The organism is Chromobacterium sp. Rain0013 (assembly GCF_015291765.1).
Taxonomy (GTDB): Bacteria; Pseudomonadota; Gammaproteobacteria; order Burkholderiales; family Chromobacteriaceae; genus Chromobacterium; species Chromobacterium haemolyticum.
On record NZ_CP031514.1, the window covers coordinates 3,062,740 to 3,087,159 of the forward strand.

Genomic DNA, 24,420 nt, shown 5'->3' on the forward strand with positions numbered 1-24,420 from the left:
ACTAGCGATGAACGATTCCATAAAGCGATTGCTGCTGACCGGCGGCCTGATTGTGTCGCTGGCCATGGGCATACGCCATGGCTTTGGTTTCTTCATGCCGCCGATGACCCAGGCCTTCGGCTGGAGCCGGGAAGCCTTCGCCTTCGCGCTGGGCCTGCAAAACCTGGTATGGGGCCTGGCTCAACCCTTCGCCGGCGCGCTGGCGGACAGGCATGGTTCCGGCAAGGTGCTGCTGGGCGGCGCCTTGCTTTATGTCGCCGGCCTGGCTTTGATGACGGTGTCCGGCACACCCTTGCTGTTTTCCCTGTCGGCCGGCGTCTTGCTCGGTCTGGCCTTGTCCTGTGTCACTTATAGCGTGATTTTTGGCGTGGTGGCGCGCAGCGTGTCGCCGGCCTACCGTTCGCGCGCGATGGGCATCGTCGCGGCGGCGGGGTCTTTCGGCCAGTTTGCGATGATCCCGGTGGAGCAAGGCTTGATCGACGGCCTGGGCTGGCTGCCGGCGTTGCTGATCCTGGCCGGCTGCGCCGCACTGATGCTGCCCTTGTCCGGCTGGCTGGCGCGCGAGGACCGGCCGGCGCAAACCGCCGCGGCCCAGCATTTGTTGCGCGGGATGGCGGACACCTTCGCCGCCGCCTGGGCGGAACGCGGCTTCCGTCTGCTGATGGCCGGCTATTTCGTCTGCGGCTTTCAGGTAGTGTTCATCGGCGTGCATCTGCCGGCCTATCTGCGCGACCACGGCTTGGGCGGCGGCACCGCCAGTCTGGCGCTGGCCTTGATCGGCCTGTTCAATATATTCGGCACCATGGCCTTTGGCGAGCTGGGCAGCCGTTGGTCAAAGCCCAGCCTGCTCAGTTTCATTTACCTGATGCGCAGCGTGGTGATCGCGGTTTTTCTATTGCTGCCGCTCAGCGGCGTTTCTGTGGCGGTGTTCGCCGCCACGATGGGTTTTTTGTGGCTGTCCACGGTGCCGTTGACCAATGGGGTGATCGCCGGCATGTTCGGCGTACGTCACCTGGGTCTGCTGTCCGGCGCGGTGTTTTTCTCGCACCAGGTGGGCAGTTTCCTGGGGGTGTGGCTGGGCGGGGCGCTCTATGACTTGCTCGGCAATTACGATCTGGTATGGATGCTGGCGATAGCCCTGGGCCTGCTGGCCGCCGCGGCCAATCTGCCGGTGCGCGAAACGCCGTCGGCCGGTTTTTCCAAGGAGGACGCATGAGGGCTGTGCTGTTGTCCGTCGGCGCGGCGCTGCTGCTGGCCTGGCTGACCGGGATGTATTTGCGCGCCGATTTCGTGGTGGACCTGGCCAACCGGGTATGGACTTGTTTTGGTTAAGAACCTGTTCACGAGTTGCTGCGCGTCGGCCGGGGAGTTAGACAGAGGCGTTGAAACCCGCTTCGAAATACCCATGGGTCGCGTATGCATTCCACTTGCCCAGCTCTTTTCGTTTTGCTTCGACGTAAGTCGCGCGGCTTTGAAGAGATTCTAAGAGTTGGTTGGTCTCTTGCGTTTTATCGCGACAAAGGCTTGCGAGCGTGGCTCATCTCGCGGAAACTGGGTGTTTCGGGAGCCGCGTGTTCAAACCCGGACGCGCGCGTCTCTACAGGATGCATGCAATAGAGAAAGACTGGAAGCCGTGTCGGAACATTTACTTAAACAGCACCGCGATGCCATCGACAACATCGATGTGGAAATCCTCAATCTGCTGAACCAGCGCGCCACTCACGCGCGTGAGATCGGCGAGATCAAGGGCGGCGGCATCATCTATCGGCCCGAGCGCGAGGCGCAGGTGTTGCGCCGCGTCAAAGAACTCAATCCCGGACCTTTGCCGGGCGAGTCGGTGGCGCGCTTGTTCCGCGAGGTGATGTCCGAATGCCTGGCGCTGGAAAAGCCGCTGTCCATCGCCTATCTGGGGCCGGAAGGTACTTTCAGCCAGTTGGCCACGCTCAAGCATTTCGGCCACGCCGCGCGCACGGTGGCCTGTAGTTCGATCGACGAGGCTTTTCGTCTGGTGGAGTCGCGTGGTCTGGATTACGTGGTGGCGCCGGTGGAGAATTCCACTGAAGGCGCGGTGGGCCGCACGCTGGACCTGATGGTCACCAGTCCGTTGAAGATTTGCGGCGAAGTGGTGCTGCGCATCCACCACCATTTGCTGCGGAAGGTGGAGGGCCTGGACGGCATCCGTCGCGTCTACGCGCATGCTCAGGCGCTGGCGCAGTGTCATGAGTGGCTGAACAAGAACCTGCCGGAAGCGGTGGAGCGGGTGTCGGTGGCCAGCAACGCCGAAGCGGCGCGGCTGGCGGCCGAAGACGAGGGCGCTGCGGCGATCGCCGGTCAGGCCGCGGCCGAGCGCTACGCGCTGTTGAAGCTGGCGTCCAATATCGAGGACGAGCCCAACAACACCACCCGTTTCCTGGTATTGGGGCTGCAAGACGTGGGCGTGACAGGCCAGGACAAGACCTCGGTGGTGGTGTCCGCGCCCAACCGCCCTGGGGCGGTGCACCAGTTGCTGGCGCCCATAGCCGGCAATGGGGTGTCGATGAGCAAATTCGAGTCCAGGCCGTCGCGCGCGGGCCTGTGGGACTATGTGTTTTTCATTGATATGGAAGGGCATCGAGACGACGCCAATGTGCAGCAGGCGCTGGCGGGGCTCGCCGAGTGCACTTCCTTTGTCAAAGTGCTGGGCTCTTATCCGCTCGCGGTGCTTTGAATTTTAGGATGAGGATGCAAGCGGGCCGCGCAGCGGCCCGTTGTGTTTTTGACGTTAATGTTTGATAGGGGAAAAATAAGAATGAAAGCTATCTGCCTGTTTTGCGGCTCCAACAAGGGCGTCAAGCCCGAATACGAAGCGGCCGCCCGGGACTTTGGCCGCACCTTGGCCGAACAGGGCATCACTCTGGTCTACGGCGCCGGTAAAGTGGGTTTGATGGGCGTGGCCGCGGATGCCGCGCTGGCGGCCGGCGGCAAAGTCATCGGCGTGATTCCGGAGTTTCTCAAGGCCAAAGAAGTGGCGCATACCGGCTTGACGGAAATTCATGTCACCGAAACCATGCACCAGCGCAAGGCGCTGATGGCGGAGTTATCCGACGGCTTCATCGCGCTGCCGGGCGGCTTCGGCACCTTCGACGAATTGTTCGAGATCTTGACCTGGGGTCAGTTGTCCTTGCACGGCAAGCCGGTGGGGCTGCTGGACGCCGCCGGCTATTATCAGCCCTTGCATCGGATGATGGAGCACGCGGTGGCGGAGGGCTTCGCCCGTCCCGGCAATATGGACTTGTTCCGCATCAACGAAGACTTGTCTGCGCTGTTGTCGGATATGCGCGCTTACCAGCCGCGGGAGGTCGTCAAGTGGCTGGACCTGGCCAAGGCTTGAGTCGGCGCTGAAGCCAAGATGCGGGCGAGAGAAACGGCGGCGCAGGGCTGGCGCCGGCTGAAACGGGTGTTGACCTGGCCGCTGGCCTTGCTGGCGGCCTTGATCATCCTGTTCGAAGAGTACGCCTGGGACGAGCTGTCCGCCGCGCTGGGGCGCTTGGCGGCCTGGCCGCCGCTGGCTGCGCTGGAGCGGCGCATCGCCGTCTTGCCGCCGTGGGCTGCCCTGGCGATATTCGCGCTGCCGGCGGCCTTGTTGCTGCCGGTGAAACTGGCGGCGCTGTTCCTGATCGGGCGGGGGCACGCGCTGCTGGGCGTGCTGATTATTCTGCTGGCCAAGGTGGGAGGCACCGCCCTGGCGGCGCGGTTGTTTACGCTGACCCGGCCGACGCTGATGCGAGTGTCCTGGTTTGTGCGGCTGTATAATGGCTTCGTTTACTGGCGCGAGCGAATCTTCGAGCGCTTGCGGGCCTCGGCTCCGTGGCGGCTGGCGCATGCGCTGGCCGGGTTTGTCCGGCGCGGCGCGCAGCGGCCGTCGTTCTGGTCGCGGCTGGGGCGTCGTTTGGCTGGGCGTTGGCGCAGGCGGCCATGAAGGGTTTTGAACGGGATAGCGGATGATCATCATCATGAACCGGCTGGCGCCGGAAAGCGAAGTGGCGGCCGTGGTGGCCAAGATACGAGGCGCGGGGCTCAGCGAGCATGTGTCGCGCGGCGCGGAGCGCACCATCATCGGCGCGGTGGGGGACGAACGCAGCTTGTCGCCGGAAATGTTCGAGTCGATGCCGGGGGTGGAGCGGGCGATGCGGGTGGTGCGCGAGTACCGCATCGTCTCCCGGGAGACTCACCCGCAGAACAGCGTGGTGCAGGCGCGAGGTCTGGCCTTCGGCGGCGAAGCCTTGCAGGTGATTGCCGGACCGTCCGCGGTGGAGTCGGCACAGCAGATCGCACAGGCCGCGACAGCGACGCGGGCCGCCGGTTGCCGGTTGCTGCACGGCGGCGTGTTCAAGCAGCATCCCAGCCCTTACGGCTTCCAAGGCCTGGGGGTTGAGGGCATTGAGCAGTTGATCGCCGCCGGCCGCGCCGAGGGGCTGCCGGTGGTGTCCGAGTTGGCCGATGTGCGCATGCTGGACGTGTTTTTGGAGCAGGGCGTGGACATCATCCAGATTGGTTCGCGCAGCATGCAAAACGTCGAGCTGTTGAAGGAGGTGGGGCGCTTGAACAAGCCGGTTATCCTCAAGCGCGGCGTTGCCGCGACCTTGGGCGACTGGTTGATGGCCGCCGAATACATCGCAGCCGGCGGCAACCACAACATCGTGTTCTGCGAGCGCGGGATTCGGAGTTTCGAGCCAGCCTATCGCGCCACGCTGGATGTCAGCGCGATTCCCTTGCTCAAGCGCGAAACTCATTTGCCGGTGATTGTCGACCCCAGTCACGCCGCCGGCAAAGCCTGGCTGGTGCCGGCGCTGGCCAAGGCGGCTTTGGCCGCCGGTGCGGACGGCCTGCTGCTGGACATGCACCCGCAGCCGGAGGCCGCCTTGTGCGAAGCCGATCAGGCCTTGACGCCTGAGGGGCTGGCCGCGCTGATGGCGGAGCTGCGGCCCTTGGCGGCGGCCTTGGGGCGCAGTCTGTAATCGGATTCCAAGCGTCGATGCATGAAAAAAGCCGCGTTTACGCGGCTTTGCTTTTTCCGGCGCCGGCGATCAAACCTTGTGGCGTTCGCACAGCGCGCGGAAGGCGCCCATATACTGATCCTGCACATAGGGTTTGAGCAGGGCCAGTACCTGCAGCACGCCTCGGTGACCGGATTCCTCGGTGATCGGCGCTTTGGGGCGCGCGGTTTGTTCGAAAGCGAACCAGAACTTCACCACCAGCCAGATATTGATGCTGACCGGTTCGATGTCTTCCTCGTCCATTTCCAGCAAGCCCAAGCGGATGAATTCGCGGAAGTGTTCGGCCAGGATGTTTTTCAGTTCGGTGTTGACGAACTGATGGTACTCCGACTGCATTTGCGGGTTGCGCGCCAGCATGCCCGGCAGGTCGTAGAACATGAAGCGGAACTGCCACATCGCCAGGAAGGCGGTATCCAGGTAGTTAACCAGATCGTCCACCGTCATTTCTCGGTTTTCCGGCACCGCCAGGCGCTGGTTGATGAACTCGCGGTACATCAGGAAAATTTGATAGACGATCTCTTCCTTGTTGCGGAAGTGGTAGTACAGGTTGCCCGGGCTGATGCCCAGATGCGCGGCAATGTGATTGGTGGTGATGCTGCGCTCGCCCTGCTCGTTGAACAGCTTGAGGCTCTCCTGGATGATGCGGTCGTAGGTTTTGATTCTGTTTTTGCTCATGATGCGCTTGGGCTGTTCAATGACATTCGGGATGCGCCATTCTAACGCAAATTTGGAGTTCTTGCTCTAATTATTTGCGCGCGCGCTTCCCGCTGTCTTAGGCCGGGGCTGTATCGCCCTGTTCGGGAAAACATTGCGCCAGAAAGTGGTGCAAGATGGTCTGTTCGATACGATGCCGGTCGCGGGCCGGTATCGCGATGCGCAAGATCAACTGATAGCGTTTTTCGTCGATGGGCTGTAGCGCGATGCGCGGTTCCACTGACGGAATGTCCACCAGATTGCGCTTGGCCATGTCCTCCATGTGCTGGCGCGCCACTTCCAGATGAGGCTGGCAGGATTCTTCCGCCGCCGCCATCAGCAGGCGCTCTGCGCGAATGGGCGGCACGGAGTAGGCCATGGGGACGTTGACGATGTGCATCACATAGTCGCCCATGTAGTTTTCGCGAATCACCGGCGTGGATAGCAGCAGGCTGTTGGGAAAGGTCAGCGCCCGCCCGGTCATCTGGTGCGAGCTGTGATTGGGTCCGATCTCCATCACCGTGGTGGACAGCAGGCCGATGTCCACCACCCGCCCGCGCACCGTGCCCACTTCGATATGATCGCCCAGGCTGTAGCTGTTGGAGGTCTGGCGCACCAGGCCGCCGGACAGGCACATGATCAGTTCCTTGGTGGCCAGGATCAGCGCGGCGGCGAAGGCCAGCATGGATACCGCGATGGTTTGCAGCTCGCTGGCCCAGATCAGGCCGATGCCGGCCAGTCCGGAGACGAAGAGGATGTTGCGAGTGTTCACCGACCAACGCCGCTTCGACTCGATCGCTATGCTGTTGTTGGCCGCCAGCAGCCGGTCCACCACCAGGCGGATGATAAGCAGGGCGGCGATCAGGATCAGCGAACGCGCTATTTCGTGCGAGTAGTTGTCGCGCAGATAGCCTATCAAGTCGAACAAGGTGGCCTTGGGCTCCATGGGGTCGTCGGTTTCAGCTTCAGTCGTTGAGTTTGACCGCGTGTTCGCGGGTTTCGTGGAATACGATGTCCGGCCAGCGTTCCTGAGTCAGTTGCAGGTTGACGCGGTTGGGGGCCAGGTAGGCGAGGTTGCCGCCTGCGTCGGTGGCGATGTTGATCTGCAGCGCTTTGACGAATTCGTCCAGCTTCTTGCGATCGTCGCAGCTGAACCAGCGCGCGGACCAGATGCTGGCGGATTCGAACATCGCGTCCACGCCGTATTCGGCCGCCAGGCGCGAGGCCACCACTTCAAACTGCAGCACGCCCACCGCGCCCAGAATCAGGTCGCCGCCGCTGTGCGGCTTGAATACTTGCACCGCGCCTTCTTCGCCCAGTTGCTGCAGGCCCTTTTGCAGTTGTTTCAGCTTCAAAGGGTTTTTGATGCGAACGCTGCGGAACAGTTCCGGCGCAAAGAAGGGAATGCCGGTAAAGGTCAGGTCTTCGCCTTCGGAGAAACTGTCGCCGATCTGGATATTGCCGTGGTTGGGAATGCCGATAATGTCGCCGGCAAACGCCTCTTCCACGATTTCGCGGTCGTGGGACATGAAGGTCACTACGCTGGAGGCCGCGATGTCGCGGTTCAGGCGCAGGTGTTTCATCTTCATGCCGCGCTCGAACTTGCCGGAGCACACGCGCAGGAAGGCGATGCGGTCACGGTGCTTGGGGTCCATATTGGCCTGGATCTTGAACACGAAACCGGAGAACTTGCCTTCGGTGGGGGCGACTTCGCGCACGGTGGCGTCGCGCAGCTGCGGCGCGGGCGCCCAGTTGATCAGCGCGTCCAGGATTTCGCGCACGCCGAAGTTGTTGATGGCGGAGCCGAAGAATACCGGGGTCAGTTCGCCTGCCAGGAATTCATCCAGATTCCACTCGTTGGATGCGCCCTTGACCAGTTCGATCTCCATGCGCAGTTGTTCCATTTCCAGCGGGAACAGCTGGTCCAGACGCGGGTTGTCTATGCCCTTGATTACTTCCACGTCGGTGATCAGCTTTTCCGCGCCCGGTTCAAACAGGATGACCTCGTCGTTCAGCAGGCTGTAGACGCCGCGGAAGGCCTTGCCCATGCCGATGGGCCAGGTGATGGGCGCGCAGCGGATCTTCAGCACGTTCTCCACTTCGTCCAGCAGCTCCAGGCTGTCGCGCACCTCGCGGTCGTACTTGTTCATGAAGGTGACGATGGGCGTGCTGCGCAGGCGGCAGACGTTCAGCAGCTTGATGGTCTGCTCCTCCACGCCCTTGGCGGCGTCGATCACCATCAGGGCGCTGTCCACCGCGGTCAGCACGCGGTAGGTGTCTTCGGAGAAATCCTGGTGGCCGGGGGTGTCCAGCAGGTTGACGGTGTGGTCGCGGTATTCGAACTGCATCACCGAGGACGCCACCGAGATGCCGCGCTGCTTCTCGATTTCCATCCAGTCGGAGGTGGCGAACTTGCCGCCTTTCTTGCCCTTGACGGTGCCGGCCATCTGAATGGCGCCGGAGAACAGCAACAGCTTTTCGGTGAGCGTGGTCTTACCGGCGTCAGGGTGGGAGATGATGGCGAAGGTGCGGCGGTGGGACACTTCTTCGGCGATGCGGGCGAGTTCGGCGGACATGGGATTGCTTGTATTGGAATTCGATAAAGCCGGGTATTTTACCGGACTTGCCTTACGGTGGAAGTTTTATGTTAGTATTGATAATGATTATCATTAACAAAATAAAACCGTGATGCCTTGCTCTCGTCTTTCTCCGCCTTGCCCCGATTCTATTTTCCGTGCCCCCAATCCGCCGCGCTTCCGTCCCAAAGCTCTGGTTCTGAGCCTGGCTTGCCTGGCTGCGCCAAGCGTCTGGGCCGCCGAAGCGCCGGCGCGCCTGGATACCGTTCACGTCACCGCCGACGGCCCGCAGGCGCGGGTGGGCAGCAATAAGCTGGACCGCGAGGAAATCGAGCGGCCGCAAGCCCGTTCCCTGGCAGAAGTGCTGGACGCGTTGCCCGGTGTCAATGCCGGCGGCTCGCCGCGTCCTGGCGGTCAGACCATCAATGTTTGGGGTTTTGAGTCGGTCGAGCATGTGCAGGTGTCCCTGGACGGCGCGCCGCAGGGCTTCGACAAGTATCAGCAGGGGACGTCTTTTATCGATCCGGAGTTGCTGGGTTCGGTGGAGGTCCTCAAGGGCGGACATTCTCCGTTCTACGGCAACGGCGCGTTCGGCGCTGTGGTCAAGGCGGAAACCAAGACCGTGGCCGAGCTGCTGCGGCCGGGCAAGTCAGTGGGCGGCTTCGCCAAGCTGATGTATCAGGACAACGGCAATCAGTTCGGCCAGTCTCTGGCCGCCTATGCGGGCGGCCCTGGCAGCAAGGCCGACATCCTGGCCTATATGACCCGATCGCGCGCCGGCGACGGCAAGAAGGGCGATGGCACTGGCATGATGTTTTCCGGCAATGATCTGGAGGGCGGCATGCTGAAGCTGGCCTGGCGTCCAGCGCCCGGCCATCGACTGCGCTTGGGTTGGGTGAGCCAGGAGGAGGAGCGGCGCACGCCGTGGGCGGCCAAGCGCGGGGATATCCCGGCGCCAAACGCCGCCGACATCAAGAAGTACGGCTGGGAAGGCGCTTGGCTCCGCCAAAGTGTGTGGCGCGAGCAGCAAAATGAGACGGTGAGCGCGGATTGGACCTTCGTCAGCGATTCGCCCTGGCTGGATTTGCAGCTTAGCTATGCGCAGTCGCGGCGTTATCAGCACGATACCCGGCCGCCAACGGCAAGTATCTACGCCTTCTCATCCTTGTTCGGGAACGAGAGTTGGGTGACTCAGCGCGACCGGCGCCTTGAACTGCGCAATATCGCCCGCTTCGGTTCCGGCTGGGCGCGTCAGGAAGTCACTATGGGCGTGAGCTGGGCGCACAAGACGCTGGATGCGTTGTTTTACCGCCCGGATAAGCGTAAGGATCCGGCTTACAACTATGGTTATCTGAATCCGCGCTACCAGCCTCCGGGCGAGGAAACTGTGCGATCCGCCTATTGGGTGCATCAGTGGCAGCCCTTGGAAAGCCTGACGCTGACGCCTTCTCTGCGCTACGACCATGTATGGATACAGGGGCGGGAAAACCTGGCTTCCGCGTATAACGATCCAGCCAAGGGACACGATTACAGCGGGTTGGCGTATTCCGGCTGGTCGCCGCGCTTGGCCGCGCGTTGGAACTTCCGTCCGGGCTGGACGCTGGACGCCGGCTATGCCCGCACCTGGCGCGCGCCGGGCGTGGACGAGGTATACGATACCCAGACTTTGGGCCGCACGACGGCGACTAGCCGCCAGTTACAGCCGGAAACGTTGAACGCGGTCAAGCTGGGGTTAGAGTACGAGCGCGGCAATGTGCTCACGTCCGGGGACAATCTGTCCGCAGCGTTGACTTGGTATCGCCAAACCGTCAAAAACGATATCGCGCAGCGCCTGGGGCCAAACCGGGGAGATGCGCCGGGAGCGCCGCTGCCGCCAGTGATTGGTTTCTATCGCAATATGCCTGGCTATGTGATTCAGGGCTTTGAGCTGGAAGGGCGTTATCAGGCCGGCGGCTGGTTCGGCAGCTTGTCCTTGTCGTCGACCAAAGGCGAACGCAATCATAGCCTGATGGACCCGTGGGGCAGGGACGAGCCCATCACCAATATCCCGCCGCGCAAGGCGGTGGCCAATCTTGGCTATCGCTGGAACAAAATCGGCCTGTCCTTGAGCGGGCAGGGCAAGTTCGTGCGCAAGCAGGACCGGGTATTGGTCAATTCGCCTTATGCTTATCCCGCGCAGCACGGCTATTCGTTGTTCGGCCTGTCACTGGGCTGGCAGCCCAAGGACCGGTTCAAGGGGCTGGAGGCGCGATTGGCGGTGGACAATCTGTTCAACACTCAATACATCCCTTATCTGACCGAGGGCGCGGAAGGCATGGGGCGGGCGATCCGCACCAGCGTGTCCTGGCGTTTCTGAGGGAACGCGGCTTGCGTTTGATTTGAGACTAGGAGGGGCCGCGCGCCCCTCCTTGCGTTACAATGGCGCTCCAAATCCCTCGCAAAGGAGCGTCTTCGTGTTTACCGGTATCGTCCAAGGGGTGGCGGAAGTGATCGCCATCACGGAGAAGCAGGACTTCCGCACCCATACGCTGCGTTTGCCGGCGGCCTTGCTGCCCGGCCTGGAGTTGGGCGCCTCGGTGGCTCACAACGGCTGCTGCCTCACTGTCACCGCCATCAACGGCGATCAAGTTTCCTTCGATCTAATGCGCGAAACCCTGCGCGTCACCAACCTCGGCCTGTTGCAAACCGGCAGTCTGGTCAATATCGAGCGCGCCGCGCGCTTTGGCGACGAGATCGGCGGCCATGCGATGTCCGGTCATATTCTGTGCATGGCCAAGGTGGCCCGGGTGATCGATCTGCCCAATAACCGAACCGTATGGTTCGAATTGCCGGCGGAACACATCAAATATGTGTTCGCCAAGGGCTATATCGGTATTGACGGCATCAGCCTGACCATAGGCGAGGTGACGGACAACCGCTTCTGCGTGCACCTGATTCCGGAAACCCTGGAGCGCACCATCATCAAGTCGCGCAAAGTGGGCGACTTGATCAATATCGAAGTTGATCCGCAGACTCAGGCCATCGTTGAGACGGTGGAGCGGGTGCTGGCCCAGCGAGGAGCCGCGGCGTGAACATGGTTGGCCGGCGCGTGCTGGCCTCCTGGAGCGGCGGCAAGGATTCCTGCCTGGCGCTATGGCGCGCGGTGCGAGCTGGCGCCCATCCGCAAGCCTTGCTGACGATGGCGGACGAGCGCGGCGAGCGTTCGCGCTCGCACGGCTTGCGCCCGGAGGTGCTGGAGTTGCAGGCGGCGGCGCTGGGTTTGCCCTTGCGAGTGGGGCGCGCAAGTTGGGACGGCTATGAGGCCGAGTTCATCGCCCGGTTGGTAGAGGCCCGCGCCGACGGTTGCGAGGCCGCGGTGTTCGGCGACATCGATCTGGACGCCCACCGCGAGTGGGAGGAAAAGGTTTGCGCCGCCGCCGGCCTGCAAGCGTGGCTGCCGCTGTGGCAGCAAGCGCGCGCCGCTTTGGTGCGAGAATTCATCGATGCCGGCTTCCGCGCCCGCATCGTGGTGGTGAATACCCGGCTGGCCGGCGAAGAGTGGTTGGGACGGGAGCTGAGCCACGAGTGGGTGGACCGGATGTTGGCGGAAGGCATGGATCCTTGCGCCGAGGCCGGCGAGTTTCACACCCTGGCAATGGCCGGGCCTTTGTTCGCCCAGCCCTTGCGCTTGCGCGACGGCGACATCCATCGCCATGGAGATTATGTCAGCCTGGACCTATTGCCTGGCTGAGAGCCTGTTCAGAGTCTCGCGAGCAAGTGCGAGCCTTTGAACAGGCTTTGAAAATGAATTCAGGCGGGCGGCGGCCCGCGCCAAAAACAAGTGCTTACGAAGGAAGATGGTATGACTATTTCCCCGATTCAGGACATTATCGCCGACATCAAGGCCGGCAAGATGGTGGTGCTGGTGGACGCCGAGGACCGCGAGAACGAAGGCGATCTGGTCATGGCGGCGGAGTTCGTCACCCCGGAGGCGATCAACTTCATGGCCAAGTTCGGCCGGGGTCTGATCTGTCTGACCCTGACGGAGGAGCGTTGCCAGCAGTTGAACCTGCCGCTGATGGTCAGCAATAACGGCACTCCGTACAGCACCAACTTCACCGTGTCCATCGAGGCCGCCGAAGGCGTGACCACCGGCATTTCCGCGGCGGACCGAGCCCGCACCGTGCAAGCCGCGGTGGCGCGGCTGGCCAAGCCGGCGGACCTGGTGCAGCCGGGTCACATCTTCCCGCTGAAAGCGCAAAAAGGCGGCGTGCTGATCCGCGCCGGCCACACCGAAGCCGGCTGCGATCTGGCGATGCTGGCGGGTTTGGAGCCGGCCGGCGTGATCTGCGAAATCATGAATGACGACGGCACCATGGCCCGCCTGCCCGAACTGGTGGAGTTCGCGCGCGAGCATGGCTTGAAAGTGGGCACCATCGCTGACTTGATCCAATACCGCAGCCGCACAGAATCGCTGGTGGAGAAGGTGGGGCAACGACCGGTGGACACCCCGTTCGGCGCCTTCGACTTGCATGTGTTCCGCGACATCACCACCCGCGCCACTCACTTGGCCCTGGTCAAGGGCGAGATTGAGGCGCAGCGCGAAACCCTGGTGCGCGTGCACGAACCCTTGTCCGTGATCGACGTATTGGCGCCCTTGTGCAGCCAGCATTCCTGGACAGTGCCGAATGCGCTGGAAATGATAGAGGAAGCCGGCCACGGCGTCGTGGTATTGCTGTACCGCGATGAAACCGGCGAGGACTTGGCGCAGCGCGCGCTGGGCCTGGAGCAGCAGAAGCAGCGTTGGGACAGCAAGACCTTCGGCATCGGCGCGCAAATGCTCAAGGCGCTGGGCGTGGGCAAGATGAAGCTGATGACCGCCCCGGTGAGCTTGTCGTCCATGACCGGCTTCGACCTGGAAGTGACCGGCTTTTGTCAGCCGCGGGCCTTCCACGTGGACGAGGAATGAGCGGCGGCGCAATGGCTAAGGTCCGGGGATTGAGGTAGAATCTCCGGTTTTCCGTAGTGATTCCGCCGCGAGGAACAAGATGCTTCAAGCTATCCAGCGTATAGAACCCGATCTGATGGGCAAGGGCCTGAAAATCGGCGTTGTGATGTCGCGTTTCAACACCCCGGTTTGCGAAGGCTTGCGCGATGCCTGCCTGGGCGAGCTGGCCCGGCTGGGCGTGGCCGCCGAGGACGTGACCCTGGCCACGGTGCCGGGCGCGCTGGAAGCGCCGCTGGTGTTGCAAACCATGGCCAAGAGCGGCCGCTTCGACGCGCTGGTGGCGCTGGGAGCGGTGATCCGCGGCGAAACCTACCATTTCGAACTGGTGTCGAACGAATCCGGCGCGGGCGTGACCCGCGTGGGGCTGGACTTCGACATCCCGATCGCCAACGCGATTCTGACCACCGAAACCGACGAGCAGGCCGAAGTGCGCATGGAAGTCAAAGGCCGCGAGGCCGCTGCCGTGGCGGTGGAGATGGCGAATCTGCGGAAGCGCATCCTGCGCGGCTGATCGGCTCCCGCCAAGATACCGGAGCCGGGCGTGCCCGGCTCACCGCTCTTTACAAGGAACACCTCTATGAAAACCGCTCGCCGCCGCGCCCGCGAATTTGCCATCCAAGGCATTTACGAATGGGAGTTGAACCCGGATCGTCCGGCCTCCCTGATCGAAAAGCATCTGCGCGAGAATGAATACTTCGCCAAGGCCGATGAGGCCCTGTTCCGCGAAATCCTGTACGGTGTGCTCAGAGACGTCGGCACGCTGTCCAACCAGATTGGCCGCTACTACGAGCGCGCCGAAGACGAAGTCAGCCCGGTAGAACGCGCCGTGCTGTTGATGGCTGCGCTGGAACTGACCCAGCATCCGGAAACCCCGTATCCGGTGATCATCAACGAAGCCATTGAAATCACCAAGACCTTCGGCGGCACCGATGGTCATAAATTCGTCAACGGCGTGCTGGACAAGCTGGCCGCCGAAGTGCGCGCCGACGAAGTGGCGTCGCAGAAGGCGCGTCGCCAAAACTGAGGCCTTGTCGCCGGCGCCGTCAGATTGGAACACACCCGCGACCGCGGGTGTTTTTGCATCGGCCGAGCAGAAAGATCGTGATGAATGAATTTGAATTGATCCGCCGCTATTTCACGCGTCCGGCCGGCGGCGCGGTCCTGGGCGTTGGAGACGACGCCGCCATTCTGCGGCCGACGCCGGGTTGCGATCTGCACGTATCGGTGGACATGCTGGTGGAAGGGCGTCATTTCTTCGCCGACGTCGAGCCGGAGGCGCTGGGTCATAAAACGCTGGCGGTGAATTTGTCCGATATGGCGGCGATGGGCGCCGCGCCGCGCTGGGTGGTGTTGTCGCTGGCTCTGCCGGCGATGGACGAGGCCTGGGCCGCCGGCTTCTCCCGGGGGTTTTTCGCCTTGGCGGAGCGTTACGGGGTCGATGTGATCGGCGGCGATACCACGCGCGGCCCGCTGACGCTTTCGGTCACCGTGGGAGGGGAGACTCCGCGAGGCCAGGCGCTGCGCCGCGCCGCCGCCCGCGTGGGCGACGATGTTTGGGTTAGTGGCGAGCTGGGTTTGGGGGCGATAGCGGTGCGCAGCCGGCTGGGCAAGATCGCGCCGCTGCCGGACGGTTTGCGCGAGGCGGCCTGGCGCAAGCTGGAATACCCGGAGCCGCGCATCGCCCTGGGCCTGGCTTTGCTGCCGCTGGCGCATGCCGCCGCCGATGTGTCCGACGGCCTGCTGTCGGACCTCGGCCATATCGCCGCCGCTTCTCAGACGGCGGTGGAAGTATGGGCGGACGCCTTGCCGTCGCACCCGCTGGCGGAGGCCGCGCGTGAGCAATGGCTGGATTGCCTGGCTGCGGGCGGCGACGATTACGAACTGGCATTCACCGCCCCGGCCGGGCGCCGGGCTCAGATCGAAGCCTGCGCCGAGACGGCGGGCTGCCGCTTGAGCCGCATCGGCCGCATCGCGGCGGGCCAGGGCGTCAGCCTGCTGGACGGTGCCGGCAACATCATTCAACTGGAAAGCACCGGCTATGACCATTTCAAATGAGACGGAAACCCTGAAGCTGCAGCCGAACTGGCGCTTTGTTCTGAGCCATCCCGCCCATTTCCTGGCTTTCGGTTTCGGCAGCGGCCTGGCGCGCAAGGCGCCTGGGACCTGGGGCACGGTGGCCGCCTATCCCTTGTTTTTTGTCCTGCACGCGCTGGGCGTGCAAGGTCTGGTGCTGGCGGCGTTGTGTCTGCCGCTGTTCATCGCCGGGGTCTGGATCTGCGGCTACAGCGGCCGGGCGCTGGGCGTGCACGACTACGGCGGCATCGTCTGGGACGAGATCGTCGCCATGCTGCTGGTGCTGGCCTTCGCGCCGGCCACGCCCTTGGCCTGGCTGCTGGCTTTTGTCTTGTTTCGCTTTTTCGACATTCTCAAGCCCTGGCCTATCCGTTGGCTGGACCGTCACGTGGGCGGCGGTTTCGGCGTGATGGTGGACGATCTGCTGGCCGCCTTGTTCGCGCTGGCGGTGCAGTGGGGAGTTTGGCGTTTGCTGTAAGAAGCTGTTCAAAGTCTGCTGCGCTTCAGCGATACGGCGTTGAAAACGTCTTCGAAATGCTCATGTACCCCTCGTACATTCCGCTTTCTCAGTTGTTTTCGCCTTGTCTCGCTCTTGCTCGCGAGACTTTGAACAGGCTCTAAGAGCCTGTTCAGGCGCATTGCCGAAGCATGAAAGCATTGAGCCCGTTCGCCCAAGGCGGCTAGCGGGTTTCAATTCAAACGCGTACCATGCATCGTTTTTTGATGTCGATGTTCTTTTTGCCCGTGCGATAAGCTTGGGCGAAGGATGATTGAGCCAGGGGAGGCGAGGCATGCGTTGGGATGGCAACCGGGAAAGCGATAATGTGGAAGACCGCCGAGGCGAAGGCGGTAACGGCGGCGGGGTGATCGGCATTGGCGCCGTCCTGATCGGCCTGGTGGCCTGGTTGGTTTTCGATGTTAATCCGATAACGGTGATCAATCTGATCAGCGAAATGGAGCCGGCGGCCGAGCAACAGGCGCCGGCTCGGGCGAGCGCGGCGGACGACCGCGACGCCAAGTTCATCCGCGTGATGCTGGCCGATACCGAGGATGTGTGGCAGCCCTTGTTCGAAGCTCAGGGCCAGCGTTACCGGCCGCCCAAGCTGGTGATGTTCAGCGGGGCGACACCCACGGCCTGCGGCCGAGGCGACGCGGCCATCGGTCCGTTTTACTGTCCCGGGGATGAGAAAATCTACATCGACTTGTCGTTTTTCCAAATGCTGGGCCGTGAATTGGGCGCGCCAGGCGAGTTTGCCCAAGCTTATGTGATTGCGCATGAGGTCGGACATCATGTCCAGCATCAGCTTGGCATTTCCGCCAAGGTGGACGAAGAGATGGCGCGTAGCGACGAGCGGCGCGCCAATGCTTTGTCGGTGCGTCAGGAGCTGCAGGCGGACTGCCTCGCAGGGGTGTGGGGACGCCACGCCGATCAGGCGAGGCAAATTCTGGAGCAGGGCGACCTGGAGGCGGCGCTGAACGCCGCGGCCAGGATAGGCGACGACGCCTTGCAGCGTTCGGCTGGCCGTGAGGTGATGCCGGACTCCTTCACTCACGGCAGCGGCGAGCAGCGCGTGCGCTGGTTCCGCCGTGGTTTCGACAGCGGGGATATGGCGCAGTGCGATACCTTCCGAGCGCGGCGGCTGTAAGAACTGGTTCAAAGTCCGCTGCGCTTCGTGAAGCGTTGTGCGGTGAGTACAAGCTCAAAATGCTCATATACCCCTCGACCATTCCGATTTCTCAGCCGTTCTCGCCGTGTCTCGCTCTTGCTCGCGAGACTTTGAACAGGCTGTAAGAGTCTGTTCAGCGTGGACATGAAAAGGGGCCGACGGCCCTTTTTTTCATCGCCGCCGCGAACTCAACGCACTACCACGGTGCAGGTGGTGCCCGCCACCAGAACCTGTCCAGCCGGCAGCGTGTCCAGCTCAATGCGCACCGGCACCCGCTGCGCCAGCCGCACCCAGTTGAAGGTGGGGTTGACGTCGGCCAGAAGTTCGCGGCCGGTGCCCGCGTCGCGGTCGGTGATGCCGCGGGCGATGCTGGCGACGTGGCCGCGCAATGTCGGGCCGCCGCTGAGCAGGGTGATCTCCACCTTGGCGCCGGGCTTGAGCAAGGGCAGCTTGGTTTCCTCGAAATAGCCTTCCACGCGATAAGAATTACGGTCTATCAGCGCCAGTTTGGGCGCGCCGACGGCGGCGAAGTCCCCGACGTGGACATTGAGGTTGGTCACGTAGCCATCCGCCGGGGCGCGCACCACGGTGCGCTCCAGATTAAGGCGGGCCAGATCGCGGGCGGCCAGCGCCGCCTGGTATTGGGAGCCGGCGGCGGCGGCGGCGAAGCTCGCGGTTTCCCGGTTTTCGGCGGAAACCACGGCGCTGTCCAGGCTGTCGCGTCGCGCCGCCTCCTTGCCGCGGCGGTTTTTCTCGGTGCGCTGGCCGTCCAGCGCGGCTTCAGCCTGGGCCAACGCCGCCGCGTAGCGGGCGCGGTCCACGACGAAGAGCACGTCGCCTTTATGCACGGGTTGATTGTCCTTGACGGCCACCTGGGTCACCAGGCCGGCCACGTCGGCGGAGAGGGTGATCACGTCGGCGCGCACGCGGCCGTCGCGGGTCCATGGGGAGTGCATGTAGTGGTCCCACAGCGCCTTGCCCAGCCAGACGGCGAGCGCCAGCAGCAGCAAGGTGGTCAGATAGCGGATGAGGGTGTTGGTTTGCATTTTGATTGTCCGAAATAGGGTTTCAGCGCTTGTTCAAAGCCCTGCGGGCCAGGCCTGGGCGAGCGGCGCGTTCAATAGAGCAATAGCGCCAGGCCGCTGAACACGCAGATCAGCAGGCTGAGGCGGAACAAGGCCGGGTGCCATACCCGGCGGTAGACGCCGGCTCGGCCCAGCAGCCAGTCCAGTCCGGCCTGACACAGCAGGCTGAACAGGAATAAGGGCAGCAGGGTGGGAATCAGAATGCCGAACACGGCGATTTCACGAGTCATGGTCAGTTCCTTGCGCTGCGCTTGCGGCGGCTTCGGCCACATCCAGCAATGAGGTGTGGATCAGGTGCAGATCGGCCAGCGCGCGTTGAATCCGCGCGGCGCGTTCGGGCTCCGCCAGCGCCAGATGGGCGCGCAGAACCGGACCGGCCGCCCGCATGGTGGCGATGGCCTGTTGCAGCCGCTCCGGCGACGGCGAGGCGAAATAGCGCGCCAGCTGCGCCACGGTATGTTCCAGGTCGGCGCGCAACTGCGGCGACGGCGATTCCGCGGTCAGGGTGCGCAGATTGATGACCGCCAAGCCCAGTTCCAACAGGGTGATGGCCTGCGCGGTGATCGCCTGCTTGAGTTCCGCCTGGGCGGGGCTTAGCGTGTTCAGCAGATTGAGCAGATCGCGGATACGGTTCTCGTAGCGCTGCTTCAAGTGCGGCAGCTTGGCGTCGCAGGCGCGGCGCGCCTCCCGCCACAAGGCGGCGGCGATGTGACGCGGCGAACCCATGGTGTGTTCGGGCAGCACCAGTTGGAAGAAGGCCGCCGCCAGCGCCAATCCCAGAATGCGGGCGATGCCGTTGTTGAGAAAGGCGACGATGTCGTAATTCATCTGGTTTTGCGGGTTGATCGCATTGGCCAGCACGATGGTCATGCCGGCGCCGACGCCGGCGTACTTGGGCAGGCATTTCAGATAGCTGCCCAGCGCCAGAAAGGGCAGCAGGCCCAGCATCAGCATTGGAAAGCCGTTGCCCTGGCTCAGCAGCCAGAACAAGCTGATATAGGCCAGTGGGGTGCCCAGCGCGAAGCCGGTCAGGAACTGTTTCACCATCAGCACCGGCCGCGGCGAGGAGGCCGCCAGGCCGCAGAGCACGGTAGCCAGCAGCACGGCTTCCAGCGCGCTGGGCCAGGCCAGCCAGTACCAGGCGATGGACAGGGTGCCCAGGGTCAGCGCCGCGCGCACGCCGCCGGCTACGGCCACCGGCAACGGGGTGCCCGGCACATAGGCCGCCAGCGAGCTGATTTGCTGCGGCGTCTTGCTGGCGAAGCCGTGGTAGACGCCGACGAAGGCATGCATTTCCTCAATGAAGCGGGTCAGAAGCTCGGTGGCGGTGTCAAAGTCTATGCGCCAGTGCTCGGCTTGCTCGCCGCCTGGCAAGTGAGCGCGCGCGGCCTCGATGCGGCGCGGCCAGCCGGCGCGGAGGCGCCCTAACTGCTTCTCCGTGTCCTGGGCTTCCGAGGCGTTGCGCGCAGGGCCATCGGGACCGCTGAGCACGACGGCTACTTCGGAGAACAAGGGCAGCAGCAGGCCAGGCAGCGGCGAATCGGCGTCGCGGCGCAGCCGCTCCATTTGCCGGTGCAGAGTGTGAAAAGTGGTCAGCGCGGCCATGAAGGTGGCGTTGAAGGCGTGCAGCTGGTTGCTGCGCGAACGCACGTTGCCGGCTTCGAAGAAAGCGGTGGCGCGGCCGGCCTCCAGCGCGGCGATGTCGGCGGCGAATTTGAGCTGGGCCTGTTCCAGGTCGCGGGCGTGCAGTTTTTGCGCCAGTGCGTCTTGGCACAGCAGAATGAATCGCAGATAGCGGCCGCGCACATTGCTGACCACCTGTTCGGCCTGGTAGCGCGGAAACACGATGTCGTAGACCACCGCGCTGCAGATCAGGCCCAGCGAGATTTCCGAGACTCGGGTCACCGCCAGATCAAACACCGTCAGAGGATGGCCTATGGCCGGCAGCGCGATGATGCAGGCGGTATAGCCGGCCAGCACGAAGCCGTAGGAGCGCGAGTTGCGATACAAGGTGGCGCAGCCGGCGCACAGTCCTATCCATAGCGACAGGGCCGCCAGCAGCAAGATCGGCTGCGAGGCCAGCATGCCGACCAGAATCAAGGCCGCGGCGCAGCCGGCCAGGGTGCCCAGCAACCGGTAAAAGCCTTTTTCCAGTACCAGGCCGCTTTGCGGCGAACCGACGATGAGCACGGTGATCAGCGCGGTGCCCGGCGAGTCGAAGCCCAGGCGGAAGGCGAGCCACAAGGCGGCGAAACCGGCGAGCAGCGTTTTGAGGATGAAGATCCAGCGCTCGCCCTCCAGGCGCAGCCAGTCTTGACCTGCGCTGCGTAGCGCTCGGCCCAGCAAACGACCCCGGGCGGCGAGGCTAGCCGTGGTCATCATTGGATACCGCACGGTTCAGATTGCCGAGCTGGCGCAGATAGAACTGCTCCTGCTGTTGCATCTCCTCGGCGCTGAAGCCGTCGAAGGTATTGCCCAGATTGCCCCATACATCGGGCAGCAGTTTGCGGATGCGATCGCGGCCGGCCTCGCTGAGGGTGACAGTGACCGCGCGGCGGTCGTCGCTGAGCCCGCCGCGACGGATCAGGCCCTGCTTTTCCAGATCGTTGCAGATGCGGGTCATATTGGCCGGTTTTTGCGAGCAGGTTTCCGCCAGCGAGCTGGGCGTCATCGTTTCTTGTTCGGAGCCGTAGAGCACCGCCAGCACCAAGTAGCTGCTTTCGGTCAGCCCATGTTTGCGCAGGGCGGCGTTGGTCAGGTCCTGGATGCGCTTTTGCACGTGATAGTTCAGCCGCGTCAGTGTGAGCAGCGATAGCGGGAACTCCGGAATCCTGGTCTTGACGCGTAGCAGGCGCTTGCGGGTTTCTTCGAAGTGACTCATTTGACTTCTCCGTCGGCGATGGGGGTTTGGGGTTCAATGCCGCCGCCCAGCGCGGCCATCAACGCGGCGTAGCTGTCCAGGCGCTGGGTTTGGGCCTGCGCGCGCTTTTGCCGGGCGGATAGTTCGCTCAGCCGCAGCTGTCGCACCGCGCTCTGATCGTTGAGTCCGGCGCGGTAAGCCTGCTCGGCCAGTGCCCGCTCGCGGCTGGCGGCGTCTAGCGCCTGATCGGCCTGCCGGCTTTGCTGGTCCGCGGAGCGGGCGCGGACGATGGCGCTGGCGGTTTCGCTCAAGGCGTTGATCAAGACGGCGTTGTAGCTTTCCACCGCCTGGTCGTAGGTGGCGGTTTGGGCGCGCAATTGGCCGCGCAGGCGGCCGCCTTCGAATATCGGCAGGCTGATCGCCGGCGCGAAGCCGCGCAAAGCCGCGGCAGGAGACAACAGATCGGCAAAACCTATTGCCTGATAGCCGACGAAGGCGCTGATGTTGATGTTGGGGTAGAAGGCGGCGCGCGCGACCTTGATGCGCGCGGCCTCGGCCTCTACTCGCCAGCGTTGCGCGCTCAGGTCCGGCCGGCGGCCCAGCAATTGGGCCGGCACCGCGGCGAGCGGGTCCAGCGGCTGATCCAGGCGCAGCGTTGGGCGTCGCGGACGGTTTTGGGTGTCGGGCGTTTGGCCGCTGAGCGCGGCCAGCTGGTTGCCCAATGTGGCGATGCGTTCGTCGATCTGTTCCAGCTGGGCGCGGGCGGCCGGCAGCTTGCCGCGTTGCTGCTCCACTTCCGGTTGCGCGGTCAGCCCGGCGGCCTTGCGGCGCAGGCTGAGATCCAGCAGCGCCTGCTGTTGTTGCAGCGCGGCTACGGCCAAGTCTTTTTGCTGGTATTGCTCGGCCAGTTGCAGATAAGCGCGGATAACCGCGGTTTCCAGGTTCAGCGCGCTCAGCCGGGCGTCGGCCGCGGCCATCTGCGCGTCGCTCAGCGACGCCGACAAGGCTTGGCGTTCCCGTCCCCACGCGTCCAGATCGTAACTGAGATTGACGGCGGCGCGGGTTTGCCAGTCGTAATTGCCGTGGCCCGCCGGCGGGACAAGATTTTTTTCAGCATGCAACTGCCGGGTGCTTTGCCATTGCGCGTTGATTTGCGGTTGGACGGCCGCGGCGCTGACCTCGCTTAGCGCCTGGGCCTGACGCAGCCGCGCTTCGGCGGCGCGCAGGCCTGGATTGTCTTGCAAGGCCAGGCGGATCAGTTGTTCCAGCTGAGGATCCCGCCATTGCCGCCACCAGTCCGCGGAGGGCATCCCGGCCCAGGGCGCGTTCAATGCGGGCGGCGTTTTAAGCTGAGATGCAGGTTTGACGGCGTCCATTTGGGCGCAGGCGCTAAGCGTGAGCGCGCCGGCAAGGGCGAGGGTGGCGGGAAACGGCTTCATCTGTTCATCCATGTTTTACATCTGTGTATATTTTATTTGTTGATATTACATTTGTAAAACAAAATTTGATGGGCGCGGCAAAGCCATGCTCCCCATATTCCTGGCCATGCCATCTCCGACTGACGCAAATCAAGCGCATGGCATTAAATATGGTCGGCAGAGTAATGACGAGTGTATTATTTGGGTTTGCTTAATAAATACGGCGGATAAACCGGGCCGCGCGGCGAGCTTGCGCCCGGTTTGCCGCATCGTCGGCGATTTTTGGAGACACCATGCGAGCGGGCCTTTCCTTGAAGCAGCGTTTGTTGTTATTGATTTTTAGCGTGATTGCGTTGACTTGTCTGCTGGGCGGCCTGGTGCTGCGCAGCATGCACCAGCAAATGATGGCCGATCGGCAGGATTTGATTCGCGGGCAGGTGGAAAACGCCTTGAGCCTGGTGGCCAATTACGAGGAGCAGGCAGCCGCCGGCGTTTTGCCGGAGGCAGAGGCGCAGCGGCAGGCTCTGCTGGCGCTGACCCGGCTGCGTTTTGCCGGCAAGGAGTATTTCTTCACCTTGGACAAGGGGCTGATCTGGCTGGCGCACGGGGTCAATCCCAAGTTGGTGGGCAAGGACATGCACGCGGTCAAGGATTCCAGCGGCAGCAGCCTGGGCGACAAGTTCGACCTGACCCTGCGTCAGGGGCAGGGCAAGGGCTTTGCGGAATTTGTCTGGGACAAACCCGGCTCGGCGGAGCCGCAACCCAAACTGGCGTATTTGCAGTCCAGCCCGCGCTGGGGCTGGGTGGTGGGCACCGGCTTGTATATGGACGACGTATGGGCGGCTTTGCGTGTGCAACTGCTGGGCGTGGCGGTCCAGGTGCTGTTGATCGCCGCGGTGTGTGGCGGTTTGGGCTGGTGGCTGTTCCGCAGCGTGACGCGGCAGCTGGGCGCGGAACCGGCGCAGACCGCGGCCGTGGTGCGAGAAATCGCCGGCGGACGGCTGGATGTGCCCGTGCCGGTCCGGGCGGGCGACAAGGACAGTTTGATGGCCAATATCGCTCATATGCAGCAGGCTTTGCGGCAGATGGTGGCGGACATCGTGGCCAGCGCCGGTGAGCTGGGGCGTTTGAGCGAGGAGGTGGTGTCCGGCGCGCAGGCGGTGGCGGACAACTCCCAGCAGCAAAGCGAAAGCGCCACCTCGATGGCGGCTTCGATCGAAGAGCTGACAGTCAGCATCAATCACATCTCGCAATACGCTCAGGATGCGCGCCAGGTATCGCAGCAGTCCGGCAGTTTGTCGGACGAAGGGGGCGAGGTGATCGCCAAGGCGGTGGCGGAGATGAAGGGCATCAGCGAGACGGTGGACCTGACCGCCGGCGCGATTTCTGCGCTGGCGGACAAGACCGCCACCATCTCCAGCATCATGCAGGTGATCAAGGATATCGCGGACCAGACCAATCTCCTGGCCTTGAACGCGGCCATCGAGGCGGCGCGCGCGGGTGAAACCGGCCGCGGCTTCGCGGTGGTGGCGGATGAGGTGCGCAAGCTGTCCGAACGCACCGCGCAGGCCACGGAAGAGATCGCCGGAATGATAGACGAGATCCAGCTCAGCTCCGACCAGTCGCGCGCCAATATGAGCCAGACCGTGGAGCGGGTGCGCGCCGGGCTGGCGCTGGCCGAGCAGGGCGGAGAGATGATTCAGCAGATACGGGGCAGCGCCGGTCAAGTGGTTCAGGTGGTGCGCGATATTTCCCATGCCCTGCAGGAGCAAGGCATTGCCAGCCAGGACATCGCCCGCCATGTGGAGCAGATCGCCCAAGTGGCCGCGGGCAACGCCGCCGCCGCCACCCAGGCGTCCAGCGGCATCCAGAGCATGGACGAGGTGACCGGCGGCTTGCGCCAGACGGTGGCCGGTTTCCAGGTGTAGCGCCGGAAGGGAACGTGGATTTTTAGAGCCTGTTCAAAGTCTCGCGAGCCAGGGCGAGGCAAGGCGAAAACACGCGAAAAAGCGAAATGGTGGAGAG

23 protein-coding genes are annotated in these 24,420 nt (G+C 63.4%); 15 read left to right on the plus strand and 8 right to left on the minus strand.

Translation table 11 applies throughout. The features are described from left to right. Nucleotides 1–7: 7 nt before the first annotated feature. The 5 genes from DXT74_RS14165 to aroF all read left to right on the plus strand — a co-directional run bounded on the left by DXT74_RS14165 (nt 8) and on the right by aroF (nt 4,997). A complete protein-coding gene (locus DXT74_RS14165; RefSeq protein ID WP_194426268.1) occupies nt 8–1,216 on the plus strand; it encodes an MFS transporter in 1,209 nt (402 codons plus the stop codon). Nucleotides 1,217–1,633: 417 nt separating this feature from the next. Further along, on the plus strand, nt 1,634–2,707 hold the full coding sequence (pheA, locus tag DXT74_RS14170; RefSeq protein ID WP_043590587.1) for a prephenate dehydratase: 1,074 nt from the start codon (nt 1,634–1,636) through the stop codon (nt 2,705–2,707). 81 nt (nt 2,708–2,788) lie between these two features. Continuing rightward, nucleotides 2,789–3,370, plus strand: coding sequence for a TIGR00730 family Rossman fold protein (locus tag DXT74_RS14175; protein WP_194426269.1), 582 nt, complete (start codon nt 2,789–2,791; stop codon nt 3,368–3,370). An 18-nt stretch (nt 3,371–3,388) separates the two neighbouring features. Continuing rightward, entirely contained in the window at nt 3,389–3,958 is a 570-nt protein-coding gene (locus tag DXT74_RS14180) for a hypothetical protein (protein ID WP_194426270.1), read from the plus strand. 22 nt (nt 3,959–3,980) lie between these two features. Continuing rightward, nucleotides 3,981–4,997 carry a 3-deoxy-7-phosphoheptulonate synthase gene (gene aroF / locus DXT74_RS14185; RefSeq protein WP_043631606.1) on the plus strand — a complete coding sequence of 339 codons (1,017 nt, stop codon included), beginning with the start codon at nt 3,981–3,983 and terminating at the stop codon, nt 4,995–4,997. 69 nt (nt 4,998–5,066) lie between these two features. On the opposite strand, the gene DXT74_RS14190 is transcribed toward aroF, so the two are convergent. The 3 genes from DXT74_RS14190 to DXT74_RS14200 form a co-directional block, all read right to left on the minus strand. Continuing rightward, the gene (locus DXT74_RS14190) at nt 5,067–5,711 is read right to left on the minus strand and encodes a TetR/AcrR family transcriptional regulator (RefSeq protein WP_019102235.1); all 645 of its coding nucleotides are present in this window, start codon (nt 5,709–5,711) and stop codon (nt 5,067–5,069) included. 97 nt (nt 5,712–5,808) lie between these two features. Then, on the minus strand, nt 5,809–6,675 hold the full coding sequence (locus DXT74_RS14195) for a mechanosensitive ion channel domain-containing protein (protein WP_081557086.1): 867 nt from the start codon (nt 6,673–6,675) through the stop codon (nt 5,809–5,811). Nucleotides 6,676–6,694: 19 nt separating this feature from the next. Then, nucleotides 6,695–8,305, minus strand: coding sequence for a peptide chain release factor 3 (locus DXT74_RS14200; protein WP_081557087.1), 1,611 nt, complete (start codon nt 8,303–8,305; stop codon nt 6,695–6,697). 112 nt (nt 8,306–8,417) lie between these two features. On the opposite strand from DXT74_RS14200, the gene DXT74_RS14205 reads away from it, so the two are divergent. From DXT74_RS14205 to DXT74_RS14245, 9 genes are all read left to right on the plus strand, one after another. After that, entirely contained in the window at nt 8,418–10,661 is a 2,244-nt protein-coding gene (locus tag DXT74_RS14205; RefSeq protein WP_194426271.1) for a TonB-dependent receptor domain-containing protein, read from the plus strand. A 97-nt stretch (nt 10,662–10,758) separates the two neighbouring features. Continuing rightward, a complete protein-coding gene (locus tag DXT74_RS14210) occupies nt 10,759–11,376 on the plus strand; it encodes a riboflavin synthase (RefSeq protein ID WP_043631612.1) in 618 nt (205 codons plus the stop codon). 2 nt (nt 11,377–11,378) lie between these two features. Beyond that, complete coding sequence (locus tag DXT74_RS14215) at nt 11,379–12,035, plus strand: diphthine--ammonia ligase (protein ID WP_194428099.1); 657 nt, start codon at nt 11,379–11,381, stop codon at nt 12,033–12,035. 111 nt (nt 12,036–12,146) lie between these two features. Beyond that, nucleotides 12,147–13,253, plus strand: a complete 1,107-nt coding sequence (gene ribBA, locus DXT74_RS14220; protein ID WP_019102388.1) for a bifunctional 3,4-dihydroxy-2-butanone-4-phosphate synthase/GTP cyclohydrolase II — start codon at nt 12,147–12,149, stop codon at nt 13,251–13,253. 79 nt (nt 13,254–13,332) lie between these two features. Beyond that, complete coding sequence (gene ribH / locus DXT74_RS14225) at nt 13,333–13,803, plus strand: 6,7-dimethyl-8-ribityllumazine synthase (RefSeq protein ID WP_043590598.1); 471 nt, start codon at nt 13,333–13,335, stop codon at nt 13,801–13,803. 66 nt (nt 13,804–13,869) lie between these two features. Next, a complete protein-coding gene (gene nusB, locus DXT74_RS14230; RefSeq protein ID WP_019102386.1) occupies nt 13,870–14,316 on the plus strand; it encodes a transcription antitermination factor NusB in 447 nt (148 codons plus the stop codon). 80 nt (nt 14,317–14,396) lie between these two features. Beyond that, nucleotides 14,397–15,347, plus strand: coding sequence for a thiamine-phosphate kinase (gene thiL, locus DXT74_RS14235; protein WP_194426272.1), 951 nt, complete (start codon nt 14,397–14,399; stop codon nt 15,345–15,347). After that, nucleotides 15,331–15,843 carry a phosphatidylglycerophosphatase A gene (locus tag DXT74_RS14240; RefSeq protein ID WP_194426273.1) on the plus strand — a complete coding sequence of 171 codons (513 nt, stop codon included), beginning with the start codon at nt 15,331–15,333 and terminating at the stop codon, nt 15,841–15,843. Before thiL ends, DXT74_RS14240 begins: the two co-directional genes overlap by 17 nt. 313 nt (nt 15,844–16,156) lie before the next feature. Then, complete coding sequence (locus DXT74_RS14245; protein ID WP_114155359.1) at nt 16,157–17,011, plus strand: neutral zinc metallopeptidase; 855 nt, start codon at nt 16,157–16,159, stop codon at nt 17,009–17,011. A gap of 209 nt (nt 17,012–17,220) precedes the next feature. Here DXT74_RS14245 and DXT74_RS14250 read toward each other — a convergent pair whose 3' ends face one another. The 5 genes from DXT74_RS14250 to DXT74_RS14270 all read right to left on the minus strand — a co-directional run bounded on the left by DXT74_RS14250 (nt 17,221) and on the right by DXT74_RS14270 (nt 22,416). After that, a complete protein-coding gene (locus tag DXT74_RS14250) occupies nt 17,221–18,078 on the minus strand; it encodes an efflux RND transporter periplasmic adaptor subunit (protein WP_043631625.1) in 858 nt (285 codons plus the stop codon). 71 nt (nt 18,079–18,149) lie between these two features. Beyond that, nucleotides 18,150–18,347 (minus strand): DUF1656 domain-containing protein, encoded by a 198-nt coding sequence (locus DXT74_RS14255; RefSeq protein ID WP_019100681.1) that lies wholly within the window; start codon nt 18,345–18,347, stop codon nt 18,150–18,152. Beyond that, entirely contained in the window at nt 18,337–20,499 is a 2,163-nt protein-coding gene (locus tag DXT74_RS14260; RefSeq protein ID WP_196783763.1) for an FUSC family protein, read from the minus strand. Before DXT74_RS14260 ends, DXT74_RS14255 begins: the two co-directional genes overlap by 11 nt. Further along, the gene (locus tag DXT74_RS14265) at nt 20,483–20,998 is read right to left on the minus strand and encodes a MarR family winged helix-turn-helix transcriptional regulator (protein ID WP_194426275.1); all 516 of its coding nucleotides are present in this window, start codon (nt 20,996–20,998) and stop codon (nt 20,483–20,485) included. The genes DXT74_RS14260 and DXT74_RS14265 overlap by 17 nt, the downstream gene beginning before the upstream one ends. Beyond that, nucleotides 20,995–22,416: an efflux transporter outer membrane subunit gene (locus tag DXT74_RS14270; protein WP_194426276.1), complete on the minus strand. Its 1,422-nt coding sequence runs from the start codon at nt 22,414–22,416 to the stop codon at nt 20,995–20,997. The genes DXT74_RS14265 and DXT74_RS14270 overlap by 4 nt, the downstream gene beginning before the upstream one ends. Before the next feature lie 272 nt (nt 22,417–22,688). On the opposite strand from DXT74_RS14270, the gene DXT74_RS14275 reads away from it, so the two are divergent. Beyond that, complete coding sequence (locus DXT74_RS14275) at nt 22,689–24,323, plus strand: methyl-accepting chemotaxis protein (protein ID WP_194426277.1); 1,635 nt, start codon at nt 22,689–22,691, stop codon at nt 24,321–24,323. Nucleotides 24,324–24,420 lie beyond the last annotated feature (97 nt).

Excerpts from the sequence above, each read along its gene's own strand:
- DXT74_RS14175 (WP_194426269.1), top strand. The coding sequence starts at position 2,789 with ATGAAAGCTATCTGCCTGTTTTGCGGCTCCAACAAGGGCGTCAAGCCC.
- thiL (WP_194426272.1), top strand. The coding sequence starts at position 14,397 with ATGAATGAATTTGAATTGATCCGCCGCTATTTCACGCGTCCGGCCGGC.
- DXT74_RS14195 (WP_081557086.1), bottom strand. The coding sequence starts at position 6,675 with ATGGAGCCCAAGGCCACCTTGTTCGACTTGATAGGCTATCTGCGCGAC.
- aroF (WP_043631606.1), top strand. The coding sequence starts at position 3,981 with ATGATCATCATCATGAACCGGCTGGCGCCGGAAAGCGAAGTGGCGGCC.
- ribH (WP_043590598.1), top strand. The coding sequence starts at position 13,333 with ATGCTTCAAGCTATCCAGCGTATAGAACCCGATCTGATGGGCAAGGGC.
- DXT74_RS14200 (WP_081557087.1), bottom strand. The coding sequence starts at position 8,305 with ATGTCCGCCGAACTCGCCCGCATCGCCGAAGAAGTGTCCCACCGCCGC.
- DXT74_RS14260 (WP_196783763.1), bottom strand. The coding sequence starts at position 20,499 with ATGATGACCACGGCTAGCCTCGCCGCCCGGGGTCGTTTGCTGGGCCGA.
- DXT74_RS14255 (WP_019100681.1), bottom strand. The coding sequence starts at position 18,347 with ATGACTCGTGAAATCGCCGTGTTCGGCATTCTGATTCCCACCCTGCTG.
- DXT74_RS14240 (WP_194426273.1), top strand. The coding sequence starts at position 15,331 with ATGACCATTTCAAATGAGACGGAAACCCTGAAGCTGCAGCCGAACTGG.
- DXT74_RS14270 (WP_194426276.1), bottom strand. The coding sequence starts at position 22,416 with ATGAAGCCGTTTCCCGCCACCCTCGCCCTTGCCGGCGCGCTCACGCTT.
- DXT74_RS14165 (WP_194426268.1), top strand. The coding sequence starts at position 8 with ATGAACGATTCCATAAAGCGATTGCTGCTGACCGGCGGCCTGATTGTG.
- DXT74_RS14275 (WP_194426277.1), top strand. The coding sequence starts at position 22,689 with ATGCGAGCGGGCCTTTCCTTGAAGCAGCGTTTGTTGTTATTGATTTTT.
- DXT74_RS14215 (WP_194428099.1), top strand. The coding sequence starts at position 11,379 with ATGGTTGGCCGGCGCGTGCTGGCCTCCTGGAGCGGCGGCAAGGATTCC.
- DXT74_RS14205 (WP_194426271.1), top strand. The coding sequence starts at position 8,418 with ATGCCTTGCTCTCGTCTTTCTCCGCCTTGCCCCGATTCTATTTTCCGT.
- DXT74_RS14245 (WP_114155359.1), top strand. The coding sequence starts at position 16,157 with ATGCGTTGGGATGGCAACCGGGAAAGCGATAATGTGGAAGACCGCCGA.
- DXT74_RS14180 (WP_194426270.1), top strand. The coding sequence starts at position 3,389 with ATGCGGGCGAGAGAAACGGCGGCGCAGGGCTGGCGCCGGCTGAAACGG.
- nusB (WP_019102386.1), top strand. The coding sequence starts at position 13,870 with ATGAAAACCGCTCGCCGCCGCGCCCGCGAATTTGCCATCCAAGGCATT.
- DXT74_RS14190 (WP_019102235.1), bottom strand. The coding sequence starts at position 5,711 with ATGAGCAAAAACAGAATCAAAACCTACGACCGCATCATCCAGGAGAGC.
- ribBA (WP_019102388.1), top strand. The coding sequence starts at position 12,147 with ATGACTATTTCCCCGATTCAGGACATTATCGCCGACATCAAGGCCGGC.
- DXT74_RS14250 (WP_043631625.1), bottom strand. The coding sequence starts at position 18,078 with ATGCAAACCAACACCCTCATCCGCTATCTGACCACCTTGCTGCTGCTG.
- DXT74_RS14265 (WP_194426275.1), bottom strand. The coding sequence starts at position 20,998 with ATGAGTCACTTCGAAGAAACCCGCAAGCGCCTGCTACGCGTCAAGACC.